Genomic DNA, 13172 nt, shown 5'->3' with positions numbered 1-13172 from the left:
TCATACGTATGTTTTGGATAGAAAAACAAAATAAGAAAATCAAAACACTAAGGAAAAGTGATGCGTTCATGGCTCAGTGCAATTGTCATTTCCGTTGCCTGTCACTCAATATTACTATGGCTGCTGGCTCAACAAACAGTTGTGGCACCTGTCCGCACGCCTCAACCAAGCATTAAAACCTACTTGATCGTCTCACCGCCTGAACGCACACAGGACCCCAGGGATACCGAGCAACCATCACAGCCACCCACTGAGCCCATACAGGCATCTGAGCAGCAGATAGCCTCGGTGCAGCCAGTGCCCGAAACAAAACAGGCCGAATCACATATCATCTCTACCAAGACTACCCCCACGACTCACACTGACCCTCAGCCACAGGTTCAACAAACCAAAGCACATGTCAACAAACCCTATAAACGTATCGATCCAGCTCTGGGCCTGTCACGTCTGCGCCAGCAAATGCTAAATCAGCCTGTGATACGTCAGACACCACGCAGTAATACCCAGCCAAAACGCCTCGGCGTACCTAAGTCACATCAAACCTTGAACCAACCTCTGCGACAGATTGAATCGAAAAACCACATTTTCACGGAATATCGAGAAGGAGACCGGTGTTACAAAGAGGTTCAGGGTGACCCAAACAACCCACCACCTGAAGGGTTTGCTAAAAACTGGCTTACCGCAAGCAGCACCTGCGACAAAACAGCTATCTCGGATGCTTATGATGCTGCTATGGGCAAGTGGCTGAATAAAAAACGCTGACCACACAAGCTTAACAATGTATGTTTGCCCAACACTGTGCACCAACAAACTGTACTGAGATCAAAACAACTCCTGCTTTGACTCGCAACCTGCAGCTAAAGCGATTAGTATTTAGCTGTTAACCGCCCTTAGTCCGGCAAGTCAAGGAGTTAGTATGAGTATAAAGCGGATCAACCAGTTTTTTAACCCCCGCTCGGTGGCCGTTATTGGTGCCTCCAGCAACCCGGGCCGAGCCGGGAACGTGGTGATGCGCAATTTGCTGCACGGCGGGTTTAAGGGCCCCATTATGCCTGTTACACCAAAATACGCTGCCGTTCAGGGGGTATTGGCCTACCCAACCATTGCCGATCTCCCTCAGGTACCTGATCTGGCCGTTATCTGCACCAATAAGGCGACACTAATACAGATTTTAACCGAGCTATCGGAGCGCGGGTGTAAAAATGCCATTGTTGTGGCTGCGGGGCTCGACAACGAGCAAAAACAACGCTTACAGACACTTGCCAGAGACAAGCAAATCACACTGCTAGGCTCCAACAGCCTGGGTATGCTACTCCCTCACCTGGGGCTAAACGCCAGTTTTTCTCATACCACCGCTGATGCAGGCAAACTGGCCTTTATCTCCCAATCTGCCGCGGTCTGCTCCACCATACTGGACTGGGCAAAAAGCAAACACATCGGGTTTTCCTATTTTATCTCTCTGGGCGACAGCTTGGATATCGACTTCGACGAATTACTGGATCTATTCGGTCGGGATGCCAAAACGAAAGCAATTTTGCTGTATATCGATAACATCAAAGATGTACGTCGCTTTATCTCCGCAGCAAGAGCTGCCGCATTTAGTAAGCCCGTCATAGCTATCAAAACCGGCCGTACTCAGGCAGGTGCTGAGGCAGCTGTGATCCATACAGGCGGGTCAACCTCAGACGATGCAGTGTACGATGCCATGTTCCAGCGCGCAGGTATGCTTAGGGTTACCGATCTGCGAGAACTATTTGCAGCTACACAAACGCTGGCGCTGCACCCTAAGCTATTACAAGTTGAGCACCTCACTATACTCACCAATGGCGGTGGCCCAGGTATTATGGCCGTAGATACCTTGTTACAACGCAGCGGCAAACTCGCCGAGCTCAGTGACAAAACCATCGCTGCACTCAATGCCGTGATCCCACAGTCAAATCACACTGCAAACCCGGTTGATATTTTCGGCGACTCAGCGCCTCACCGCTATCAGCAGGCACTGGAGATTTTACTCAAAGCGGAAGAAGTGAAGAACTTACTCATCATTCATACGCCATCTGCCCTGGCCCCCAGTGAAGCGTATGCCCAGATCATAGCGCAAACCCTGAGTACGTTACCTAAAATGGCTCGCCCCTTTGTGATGACCAACTTTATGGGAGAGGAAGCTGCCTGGGAGGCCCGTGATGTCTGCGCCGAGCACAGCATTCCGACGTACCGCACACCAGAGGGCGCCGTCGGGGCTTTTATGCACCTGATCAGCTACCGGCGTAACCAGAAGCACCTAACGCAAACCCCGGAATCCATCAGTCAGGATGAACTGATCCACAGCCACAGTGCAAAAGCGCAGATTGACAGCTATCTTGATCAATCACTCACGCAATTATCGACCCACCAGGCCAGCCAGATCCTCTGCCATTACGGCATGGAATGCATAGATACCGACATAGCACTGACTCCCAGTGAAGCCAAAGAGCAGGCACAAATACTCGGTTTTCCTGTCGCACTCAAATTGATCAGCCCGTCTATCCCGTCAAAATCTGAGGTCGGCGGCGTGGTGCTCAACCTAAATGATGGCGATGAAGTAGAACAAAGTGCTTTTGCTATACTCCTGCGTATCAAACAAGCCTACCCAGACGCTATTATTGAAGGGTTCTCTTTGCAAAAAATGGCGCCCAGGGCAGGCAGTCAGGAATTACGTATTGCAGTCAAAACCGAGCCCGATGTAGGACCGGTTATATTACTTGGTGAAGCTGGCACCGGATTTAACTTCAATCAGGCGGCCGTTGCCCTACCCCCATTAAACATGAACCTGGCTAAATACCTGATAGCCGCAGCGTATGATAAAGGTGTCCTGAAAGAGCGCCTGTTACCGGAGAAGTAGATAAGTATCGTCTCTGCGCGCTGCTCACCCGCGTCTCCCAGTTAGTGGTGGATCAGCCAGACATTCAGGCTGTAGAATTGAATCCCATTTTGGCGACCGATGGGCACTTTTTGATCCTCGATGCCAATATTGCTTTACAACGCTACGAGCCGCTCCCAGGACGCAAGCGATTAGCCATTAAACCCTATCCAAAAGAATGGGAGCGATCGGTTACCCTGAAAAATGGCACCCAGGCACAGCTAAGGCCAATCCGCCCCGAGGATGAACGCAACCATCAGGAATTTGACCAGTCCCTGAGTAAAGAAGACAGATACCGACGCTTTTTCGGAGAATTGCCACAGTTTACTCATGAGCAATTGGCTAAAATGACGCAAATCGATTATGACCGCGAAATGGCATTTATCATTACCGAGCCCTATAAAAGTGCACAACGGACACTGGGTGTTTCACGGGTGCTGATGGATCCAGACAATTTACTCGCCGAATTTGCTGTGGTCGTGCGTTCAGATTGCCAGGGCCTTGGCCTGGGCAAACTACTGATGGAAGCGGCTATCGACTACTGTAAACGTCAACGCGTCGGGTGTATTGAAGGGATCACCTTACCAGAAAACACCGGTATGATAGGGCTGGCGAAAAAGCTCGGATTCACGGTGACCCGAGACTTTGAAGAAGGCACTGTGGTGATGAAAATGCCACTCACAGCACAATAACGCGGCACAACCCTTAATAGCAAGGTTAACAAGATAACTATGGATCTGACACTCAGACAAAAAACCGCCGGGCTACTGGAAGCCAGCGGGCGATTCAGGAAAGCCGGACATGCCATTGATGTCTTTCTGATCTCGCTCATCATTATCAACGTCATCGCCATAGTACTGGAGTCTGTGCCAGCGCTTGCTACGCGTTATCACAGGCTGTTCTTTTTCATCGAAGTCACGTCGGTGGCGATTTTCACCATTGAGTACTTGCTCAGGCTGTGGTGCTGCGTTGATAAACTGGAATTTAAACATACGCCAGGTAACAACACGAAAAAACGTATGCGTTATGTGTTCTCGCCACTGGCCATTATCGATTTACTGGCTATTCTCCCCACGTTACTCATGGTGTTCTTCACTTTTGACCTGCGTTTTTTACGGGTATTCCGTTTGCTGCGTATCTTCAAACTGACCCGCTACTCGCGCGCAATGCAGCTATTGTTAGCAGCATTCAGAGAAGAGAGCAGTTCATTGCTGGCGGCTTTCTTTATTATGTCACTGGTGTTGATTGTGGCGTCGTGTGGCATCTATCTCATTGAACATGACGTGCAGCCCGATAAATTTGGCTCGATACCGGCAGCCATGTGGTGGGCAATGGCCACACTAACCACGGTAGGATATGGTGATGTGGTGCCCATCACGCCTTTGGGGCGATTTTTTGGCGGAGTGATCACCTTACTGAGTATGGGAATGGTCGCTATCCCTACGGGTCTGCTGGCGTCCAGCTTTGCCGACCAACTGAGAAAACGTCGCGATGCCTTCAATGAAGCCGTGCTGCACTCACTGAGCGATGGGGTCGTCGATGAGCAAGAAAAAGAACATCTCGAAGCCCTCAGAATTGAACTGGGGCTCAGTGCAACGGAAGCCAATCAGGCCATAAAAATGATGACCAGCCAGCGCGTACACAACCACTATTGTCGTCATTGTGGCGGCAAGCTATAGCAAAACAAAGGCCTGCATCACGCAGGCCTGTCACTAGCTGGCGCGCGCAAATACCTGATGCCAGTTACGCCTTAATAGTGCTCCAGCTTCGCTCGCAGGCAGCGCTTTACTGAACAAATAGCCCTGGAAGCGTTCGCACCCAAGCATTCTCAGAAAAGACAGCTGCTCCATTTGCTCTACGCCTTCAGCAACACAATACTTACCCAGACTGTGTGCAAGCGATAAGGTGGAGTGAATGATCACTTCGTGTTCCTTGTCGCAGCCAATGTCGCTGACAAAACTGCGATCAATTTTAAGCGCATCGACTGGATATTGTTTAAGGTATGTCAGTGATGAATAGCCAGTCCCAAAGTCATCCATATAAAGTCGGCAGCCCAGCGCCCTGAGCTCATGCATACGCACAATTGCCTGCTCGGCATCTGCCATCATCACTGACTCGGTGATTTCGAATACCAGATGGCGACCATCCACACCATTACGTGCCAGAATATCGGTGATCCGGACCAGTAATTCTTCGTACTGAAAATCCAGTGCCGATAAGTTAACCGAGATATACAGATCTGGATGGGTTGTGTGCCACTCTTTCAGGTCGACCAGTGCCCTCTCCAGTGTTTGCAACATAACCCGGGTAATGATCCCCGTCTGCTCTGCGGTATGGGCGAGCTCCTCGATGCTATAACTGGGCGTTTGTGGCCAGCGTAGCAGGACTTCAAAACCTTCTACCGACATATGAGTCGCATTAATAATGGGCTGATAATGATTACGAAACGCTTCTTCCTGATAAGCTTTTAACAGCGCCTGTTCAATAGCCAGAGCACGCTGAACCTGCTCATTGATCTCACTGTGATAGAATTGATAATCTGTCACCAGAGACTGTCTGGCATGATTGAGAGCTGTCTCTGCGGCCTGATTGAGGTCAAAGGCGTCACTGGCATCATCCGGGAACATTGCAATTCCCAGCTTCGCTTTCACATGCACCTGTTGCAGCTCAATCTCAAACCCTTTTTCAAATCGCTCAAGCAGGCAATGAATATACCGCATTACCTGTTCCACGCCCGTTAGCTGCTCCATCAGAATATAGAAATCCCGCTCGTTACCGATGGCCAGGCTATCCACTTCCCGAAAACAACACTGCAAGTTGGTTGCGAGCTTTTGCGTAACCAACGCAAGGAAGTCGTTGCCATAGGTATCCGCGAACCTTTGCAAGCGACTGAACTTAATCGCGATAATCGCCAGAGGTTGGCGTGATAAATGCGCCTGCTCTATCGCATGCTGTACGCGATCCATGAATAACACTTTATTTGGCAGCTTAGTCAACGCATCATAGTTAGCCAGTTGATAGAGTTCTTTCTCTGTGCGCTTTTGCTTGGTGATATCGGTGAGCACCAAAATATAATGCTTATCTTCCGTCGCACTGATTTTTAACAGTACCTGACGCTTTTCGCCGCTGGGCAGTCGCAAAGTTTCTTCGGCAACATATAAGTCATCGACTTTTAGTTTGCTGATCGCACGCAGATACTTCATCCTGATATCGCGCTCCAGACCCAAAGTGACGCTGGTACTGGATGAAGGCGCGGCACTAACAGAGAAGGCACTTTGCAGTGCTTTGTTGCAAGCAAGAATGCGCAAATGCTTGTCAAAGATCATGACCCAGTCACGAGTTTGCTCAAACGCCGCACCAAACAGAGTTGCCCGCTCTTCGAACACCCGCTCCCGGGTCAGGTTGGTATACGTCCCGGCAACCTGCACAGGCACCCCATCCTGCCATGCCATTACTTTCCCGTAGTCCTTGTACCAACGCCATTGACCATTGACATGACGTAAACGATAAGTACAGTCAATAAAACCTTTTTCGGTTGAAACAAACTCCAGCCACTCAATCCGGAACAGGGCACGATCCTGTGGGTGGATCAACTCCAAATATTCATCCAATACCAGGCTCTCATTGCTGTAACCCAGGTCGCTCACGAGCCGCGGCTGGTAAACAAACTGGCTTCCAGACTGCCAATCCCAGACACCCGAATTACTGCCCTCCAGAGCCATCTTCAGGCGCGTTTCACTGTTTTGTGTTTCACGGTGGGCAGCCAGGATCATACCCGCCACTTTATTTTTCCGGTGCACCCAAAAAGCGAATAAAGCGGCGGCCAGCAAGACATAGCAAAACAGTGCCCAGGGCGCACGCCAGATAGGGTAATGCACCACAATCTCTAATTGAGCAGGTGGGGTATAATCTCCCGTCAGGGGATCCTTCGCCCACACTTTGAGGCGATAATTGCCGGGGCTTAATTTAGGAAAAACCACCCGGTTACTATTACGGCTCAGAATGCGCTGCTCACCCGAGAGCTGATATTCATAAACGATACGCTCTTGCAGCGTAAACGCCATGGCCGAAAACGACACTTCCAACCCGATATCATCATGGTTCAGTTCGATGTAAGAAAATGACTTGAGCCCGGATGGCAGAAGATCCCGAGACATCAGATCAACATCAGTGATATTGACACGATTTAGCAAGGATTTAGCCGGGCGATGCGCCTTGGGGTCGAATAGCGTAAAGCCCTGTAGCGAGCCATAACCAATGCGACCATCCGACAGCTTGACTGACGCCCCGCCGTTAAACTCATTGCTCATCAGGCCATCAGCCGTAGTGAAGCCCTGCAGATGAAAGTTATCCGGGTCCAGCCGCCAGATCCCCTGGTGAGACGACATCCAGATCATGCCGACATCATCTTGCACCATTTCATACAAGATATTATTGGTGACAGTATGCTGCTCATTAGGCATAGGCAACAACTCGTAACCATCTGCGGTAAGCCTCACCAGACCATGCCTGGCAAACGACAACCACAGCACATTATGCTTATCTATGGTATAGCTCAGCAAATCGACCGCGCTTTGCTTATGTGCTTTAGGCACCTGGTATATCTCTACCAGCTGGTGTGCCTGCGTGTCATACCGGAACAACCGTCCTTCACTGTAAAAAACTGGGTCCTGAGGATGTGTACTCAATGGCTTGTAAAAACCATAGCTCAGAAAAGGATCAAACCGGTCGAATTCTTCGCCCAATTTCGAGAGCGTGCCAGCATTGATATCAAACACATAAAACCCGGTTTTTTCATCAACCAGATAAAGCTGACCATCCCCTACAATCACTGCCCCTTTGACAAATCCGGACAACACGCCTGTGGCAGTGTCATCCTGTGCCTGAGGCCGATAAATTTGCTCAGATTCAGGCTCGAAAATAAACAGCCCACGGTTACTGCTCAGCCATAACTTGTCCTGATAGTTCAGTAAACCAAAGATAGTAAACTCGGGATAAAAACCATCCCCCAAAAAGCCTGCTAAATACTGTTCGGAAGTTCGGGTTTGTGGGTCGTAGCGGGTCAGTCCATCTCGTGTCCCAGCCCAGATAAAGCCATCGTATTCGACCAGGCCCCATACCGTGCCTTTCGAAAAGCGCCCTTGTACAGATCCCGGGTGTACATTATCAAACCCCTGCGACTCGGCTGGTAAGTAAAAAGCGCCGTCTTTTTTGGTTGCGATCCAAATGCCACCAAAATCATCCCGAATGAAGTAAATAACACTGCTGTCTGAAACCGCATAATGGCTGCTGGCCAGTCTTGTATCACGATGAACTGCACCAGTGGCGATGTCATAGTGCATCAGACCATGATCTGTCCCCAGTAACAACTGCGTACCATTACGCTCAATTTGCCAAATATTGAGCTCTTCAATCAAGGTTTGGTAAGGCACTTCGGCGTCAAAGTCACGGCGTAATGCACTGATATCCAGCTGATACATACCAATTACAGCCCCTAAAATCAAGGTGTCGTCATCGAGCAGATACATTGATTTGGTATTGGTCTGAAAAGGGTGAGTGATCTGATCGCGGTGGGTAATGGCACGCAACTGTTCGGTATCTGTGTTATACACAAACAGGCGTTCAGCGGATGCTATGAACAATAGGTTGCCATGTTTGAGTAAGCCGCGCACTGCCATTTGACGATCTTCAACAGGCAAAACTATCTCTTGAGTGATGCTCCCTGTACGCGTATCCATCACCGCGACATTTTGTGCTCTGCCCAGCCAAAGCTCATGCTTACTCTTGCTGAGCATTTGAAATACACTGTTTTTAAAGTAATCTTCTTCAGATTCCGGTGCTGATGTGTAACGACGATAGCTATCTTTCTCGGGGTCATAACTAAACAAGCCTGCGCGCCCCGACGCTATCCAGATGATGCCATTTTCGTCCTGATAAATGCGGTCGATCTGCATTTTGTTCAGGTCCTGATTTGGCCCCCCGACCTCTAACACCTGATATCCGTCGTAGCGATTCAGGCCGCCTTCGGTTGCCAACCAAAGGTACCCATTATCATCAACTAATAGCGTATTTACATAGCTTTGCGACAAGCCCTCTGCTGGAGACAAACGAGATACCTGCGCCAAAGATAGAGAAGAGAGCACAACGAGGATAAAGCTGAGGATTATTCGCAACATAGTCGATTCTACTCAGGGTTAATACATTGCATTGCCAAGATCTGCCGACCTTGTGCAACATAGGTATGATACTTGTCTGCCAGTCCCTGAGGCAGCGCCAATGGGTCAATCGCCGCAAAGCCCAGACCTGCGTAAAACCCACTCAAATGACGATAAGCAAAGGTGTACAAAGGAACCTGTTGTTGCCCCAACACGGCATGCAAAAGAACTTTTGCAAACCCCTTGCCTCGTTGCTCAGGTGCAACCAATACGGTAGACAAAAAACAATGCCCTGTAACGTGCTGCACTCTGCACGCTGCAACAATATCAGGGCCTTTAAGCACCCAGTTCTGATCCTGACGCGTCGCTTTACCCCTGGCTTTGTGGGCTTGATAAAACTTATTCACCAGGGGTGTTTGAATGGCCGGTAATACCTGAGCAACTACTTTCATGGCTATGCCAGCATCAGCCCCAGATAAAACTCAAATTTTTCTTTCAACATCGCCTGCTCTGACAGGGGGCGCTGATTGATTGCATCATAAATGGCCTCACGGCTATTCTTACCGCGTTTGATTTGATAAGCCCAAAAAGACGCTTCGTACTCTAATTGAATTTGATATTTATCTTGTCTCGATAAATTACACAGGTTATAGCTCATAGTAAATTTGGTTACAGCAATCTCTGTAAAAAGTGTATCATAATTACGCTAAGGTGTATCCGTTCATGTACACGCTCAACGCATGTTACCGACGTGCTACTTTGTGCCGCAGCCCCACAGCTAAAATAAGTGGGTCGATTTTTATAGGGAGAACCATTGCGAATTTTTAGTTTGTTATTGTTATGCTGCCTGAGCGCGCACAGCGTCGCAACCGATAACCGCACACTGTACTTTAATCGCCCAGCGGACACCCCTCAGGCGAGATACGTGATTGAGTTATTGCAAACCGCTTATCAGCAGCTTGGTTATAAGTTAGAGGTCGTTGATTTTAATCGCCAAAGCGCCCTTATCGCAGCCAATAATGGCGCTCTGGACGGGCAACTCGGGCGGATCCATGGCGTGACCCAGGCCTACCCTAATTTACTCCAAGTACGCTTTCCCTTGTATACTTTTAACTTGCAGTTACTCAGCCGCTGTTTAAGTTGTACCTTTGAGCAGCTCGACTCGCTGGTCATTCAAAGCGGTTACCTGGTATCAAACCAGTATCTGGATAGCACGCCTTTTAATGGCCAGCTAATCGAGGTAAAAAACAATATCACTCAACTCAATCTGGTTACCCAGGGAAAAGTACAGGCAGCGTTGGTGGTTGACTTTCACTTGCGAGAGCATCTGGCGGATATGGATCTGGAGACATTTAAAATTGATACGCTGCTAACCATTGATACTTATCACTATTTACACATAAAGCACAAAGCCCTAATCCCGCGCCTTGAAGAGGCATTACATGACTTGGCAAAAAAGGGCACTGTGGCTATGCTCAAAGCCAAGTACCAGATTTAAAACAGGTCTTCCTGATTCCCTTGCTGTTGAGCGTCCGTCGGCTCGGCTTCTGCGCTACGCTTCTTCGCGGCCATCACACGCTTTTGGCGTTGCGCGCATAGCTCAATCACCTTACGCTTTTGCTGATCACTCAGCGCATGCCAATGAAAGCGCTCTTCGCGACTGCGAAAACACCCTTTGCAATACCCCCGATTATTCACCTCACAAATACCCCGGCAAGGGCTGGGGATCTCGAAAATCTCAATCTGTTCCATATGCTTCACTGGTTACTCTTTATCCGGTACTATGGCCAAATTGATGCTCAGATCGCGGCTTACCAACATTTAATTGAGTATAATATAGACTAAAATTAATTATCTATAACTGTGTGGCCCTAAGGAGACACCATACATGAAAAAATGGTTTTACTTATTCATACTTTTGCCATGTTTTGCTTACGCTGACTGGCACAGTGGCAAGATTGAAATGATAGCAATAGGCTATGATGGCAAAACAATATCAATTGGTATGGAAGGCTCAACAAAGACCGAATGTACATGCTATCCAACCTGGCCTAATCGGTTTTGCCTGAATAGAAACAGAACCTCGTTTAACGAGGAATTTTCATTACTATTGTCCGCCAAAGCGAAAGGTAAAAGTGTTTCACTGCAGATAGATGAGGCCACTTGTATGGTGAATGCCATGTATGAGAATTAATGCCTGTTCAAGTTTAGCAAGGCTACATTAATAGTGCTTGGTAGCTGATAAGCTGGCCTGTTTCTTCATTGGCATAATCTAGCACCCTCAATCCATTGAGCATTACCTAAAGGTAGACGGCATACCTCACGTACGCCAATTTTAGGTAGCTGTCTATTCAACCGCGGCGCACTAACGCCGATTTCGAAGCGTCTATCTCATCACCCACCCAAAAATCCGAATTGAATATCTACGATTTTGGGTGGGTGTCTTTGTAATTTTCCGGTGCTGTTTAATAAACACATTGGACAGCACCGTTAACCTCTTGTCTGATATCCTTTGCGCTTTCTTATCATCCACATACAACACAACGTGCGTATGATTGCTCATAACGGCATAGCCACACACATCAATACAAAACACCCTAGCAAGGGTCAGCAATTTTTCCTCAACCCAGTCTCGCCGATGTTCATAAGACTTGCCCGTTACGCGGTCTTCGCCGCACAGAAATGCCCGGCGAACACACCGGGATATGCAGTGGTAGTACTTAGTGTCTGATAAGCTGACCTGCTTCTTCCTTGCAGTTGGCATAATTTGTCATCCTCAATCCATTGAGTATCACCTAAAGGTAGACGGCGTACATTCCGTACGCCAGTTTTAGGTGGCTGTCCATGTAACTACTAAAGTGCAAAACTTTTTATGTTCAATTTTTATGATTACAAGCGACTTTCTCCACCAAGTAAAAACCTGGCGACTCGTTACTTTGCTTCTTTTGTTCAAAACATCACTGATTCAAAAAACCCTTACCAGGTGACCAAAAAGCTACTGTATGCAGAAGACGGCTCGAAAAGTGCTCTAACCCAAAAGTACAACCTAAATAAGCTGTTTTATAAAAAGCGTGACGGAGAAGTGATCGGGCGAGAAGGCGTTGTTCGCAACATTGAGCAGAAATTGCAAGAACAGTTGCACATCGAAATTGACTTAATGTACTCAACTATTTGCCATCCTATCTGGCAACTTTTAGATACACCTTATACTGAAGCAAACATTAACTCGATTTTGCTGTCATTGCCACCGGACATATCCTCTAAGTGTATTGCCCGTACAACCAGCGGAAATATAAAACGCAAGCACCCTTATGGAAAAACAGTTCATGCACTTAGTGAGCAGGATAGTCTGGATGCACTCACTTACTTGCTTATTTTGACTTACGAGAAAGTCCACGATACCGAATACGCATCTCTTTGTACTGAACAGATAGCAGCAACAAAAATGTTTATGCGAATGGCAATGACATTGCCCCTTTCACCCATTACGGCAGACTTGTATTATCGCATTTCAGATTGGCTGGGTGCAGACGAATCAGATAATGAGAGTTTTTACCCGGTCCCAATGGGGTTTTACTCCAAACAAGCCATCGATTTTGATGGAGCGATTCAGTGCTATCACTATTGGTTGCAGCTAGCCCTCGAAATCGGATTAATTGAGGACACATATCACCATAAAATGGCCTTTTTAAAATCCATTGACCATTCACTCGCTGGAGAGCTTAATGTAGACCTAAAAGATATGCATGACTATAAATTGGGTACAACTCCATATCTCGAAAAAATCCTCAACCGCATGTCTGACTACCTTTCCTGACTCGACCAGGACTCAGTGAATCCAGTAGCAGAGATCAGTTCAAATCAGCATGATTACTCAGTTTGTACAGTGCCACCACTTGGTGGGACTGGCCGCAAATGCACCCTCCGCTGGTCAACAGTGCTTGCCCGTGCTTATTTTTACTGCACACCGCGCTGGCGTGGTTGCACAGAAAAAAGGCGCTCACTGAGCGCCGATTTTGAATGGGTGTCACCCTAAATTATTATTAATCAGGGGGGCGCATTAACGCCGATTTAGAAGCGTCCACCACATAACCCACCCAAAAATCCAGACTGAAATG

General features: G+C 48.1%; 9 protein-coding genes and 2 pseudogenes. 6 read left to right on the top strand and 5 right to left on the bottom strand.

The features are described from left to right. Positions 1–60 precede the first annotated feature (60 nt). The 3 genes and pseudogenes from IY568_RS18885 to IY568_RS18875 all read left to right on the top strand — a co-directional run bounded on the left by IY568_RS18885 (position 61) and on the right by IY568_RS18875 (position 4578). Positions 61–762 carry a hypothetical protein gene (locus IY568_RS18885; RefSeq protein ID WP_194868402.1) on the top strand — a complete coding sequence of 234 codons (702 nt, stop codon included), beginning with the start codon at positions 61–63 and terminating at the stop codon, positions 760–762. A gap of 154 nt (positions 763–916) precedes the next feature. Further along, positions 917–3591: pseudogene (locus IY568_RS18880) on the top strand (bifunctional acetate--CoA ligase family protein/GNAT family N-acetyltransferase). Between the two features lie 39 nt (positions 3592–3630). Continuing rightward, positions 3631–4578: an ion transporter gene (locus IY568_RS18875; protein ID WP_125563583.1), complete on the top strand. Its 948-nt coding sequence runs from the start codon at positions 3631–3633 to the stop codon at positions 4576–4578. 33 nt (positions 4579–4611) lie between these two features. On the opposite strand, the gene IY568_RS18870 is transcribed toward IY568_RS18875, so the two are convergent. Genes IY568_RS18870 through IY568_RS18860 form a run of 3 tightly spaced genes read right to left on the bottom strand, consistent with a single transcriptional unit; the run spans position 4612 to position 9712 of the window. Then, a complete protein-coding gene (locus IY568_RS18870; protein ID WP_194868401.1) occupies positions 4612–9075 on the bottom strand; it encodes an EAL domain-containing protein in 4464 nt (1487 codons plus the stop codon). An 8-nt stretch (positions 9076–9083) separates the two neighbouring features. Beyond that, positions 9084–9506 carry a GNAT family N-acetyltransferase gene (locus IY568_RS18865; RefSeq protein ID WP_194868400.1) on the bottom strand — a complete coding sequence of 141 codons (423 nt, stop codon included), beginning with the start codon at positions 9504–9506 and terminating at the stop codon, positions 9084–9086. A gap of 2 nt (positions 9507–9508) precedes the next feature. Next, positions 9509–9712, bottom strand: coding sequence for a DUF3283 family protein (locus IY568_RS18860; protein ID WP_010387258.1), 204 nt, complete (start codon positions 9710–9712; stop codon positions 9509–9511). Positions 9713–9868: 156 nt separating this feature from the next. On the opposite strand from IY568_RS18860, the gene IY568_RS18855 reads away from it, so the two are divergent. After that, positions 9869–10552 carry a substrate-binding periplasmic protein gene (locus tag IY568_RS18855; RefSeq protein ID WP_194868399.1) on the top strand — a complete coding sequence of 228 codons (684 nt, stop codon included), beginning with the start codon at positions 9869–9871 and terminating at the stop codon, positions 10550–10552. Here the strand turns inward: IY568_RS18855 and IY568_RS18850 are convergent. Continuing rightward, entirely contained in the window at positions 10549–10806 is a 258-nt protein-coding gene (locus tag IY568_RS18850) for a DUF1289 domain-containing protein (protein WP_138538680.1), read from the bottom strand. The genes IY568_RS18855 and IY568_RS18850 overlap by 4 nt on opposite strands. Positions 10807–10942: 136 nt before the next feature. Between IY568_RS18850 and IY568_RS18845 the strand changes: the two genes are divergently transcribed. Beyond that, the gene (locus IY568_RS18845; protein ID WP_194868398.1) at positions 10943–11248 is read left to right on the top strand and encodes a hypothetical protein; all 306 of its coding nucleotides are present in this window, start codon (positions 10943–10945) and stop codon (positions 11246–11248) included. A gap of 291 nt (positions 11249–11539) precedes the next feature. On the opposite strand, the pseudogene IY568_RS18840 reads toward IY568_RS18845, so the two are convergent. Beyond that, positions 11540–11818, bottom strand: a pseudogene (locus IY568_RS18840) (transposase); the annotation flags it as partial. A 108-nt stretch (positions 11819–11926) separates the two neighbouring features. Here IY568_RS18840 and IY568_RS18835 point away from each other — a divergent pair. Next, positions 11927–12871: a hypothetical protein gene (locus IY568_RS18835; protein WP_194868397.1), complete on the top strand. Its 945-nt coding sequence runs from the start codon at positions 11927–11929 to the stop codon at positions 12869–12871. Positions 12872–13172: the final 301 nt, after the last annotated feature.

This window comes from Pseudoalteromonas sp. PPB1, from assembly GCF_015356275.1.
GTDB classification, from domain to species: Bacteria; Pseudomonadota; Gammaproteobacteria; order Enterobacterales; family Alteromonadaceae; genus Pseudoalteromonas; species Pseudoalteromonas rubra_D.
Note: the sequence above shows the minus strand (reverse complement) of the source record. Positions and strands in the feature narration are given on the sequence as shown.

Bases quoted from the DNA above. Each gene is read 5' to 3' on its own strand.
- IY568_RS18885 (WP_194868402.1), top strand. From the start codon at position 61: ATGCGTTCATGGCTCAGTGCAATTGTCATTTCCGTTGCCTGTCACTCA.
- IY568_RS18875 (WP_125563583.1), top strand. From the start codon at position 3,631: ATGGATCTGACACTCAGACAAAAAACCGCCGGGCTACTGGAAGCCAGC.
- IY568_RS18870 (WP_194868401.1), bottom strand. From the start codon at position 9,075: ATGTTGCGAATAATCCTCAGCTTTATCCTCGTTGTGCTCTCTTCTCTA.
- IY568_RS18865 (WP_194868400.1), bottom strand. From the start codon at position 9,506: ATGAAAGTAGTTGCTCAGGTATTACCGGCCATTCAAACACCCCTGGTG.
- IY568_RS18860 (WP_010387258.1), bottom strand. From the start codon at position 9,712: ATGAGCTATAACCTGTGTAATTTATCGAGACAAGATAAATATCAAATT.
- IY568_RS18850 (WP_138538680.1), bottom strand. From the start codon at position 10,806: ATGGAACAGATTGAGATTTTCGAGATCCCCAGCCCTTGCCGGGGTATT.
- IY568_RS18845 (WP_194868398.1), top strand. From the start codon at position 10,943: ATGAAAAAATGGTTTTACTTATTCATACTTTTGCCATGTTTTGCTTAC.
- IY568_RS18835 (WP_194868397.1), top strand. From the start codon at position 11,927: ATGTTCAATTTTTATGATTACAAGCGACTTTCTCCACCAAGTAAAAAC.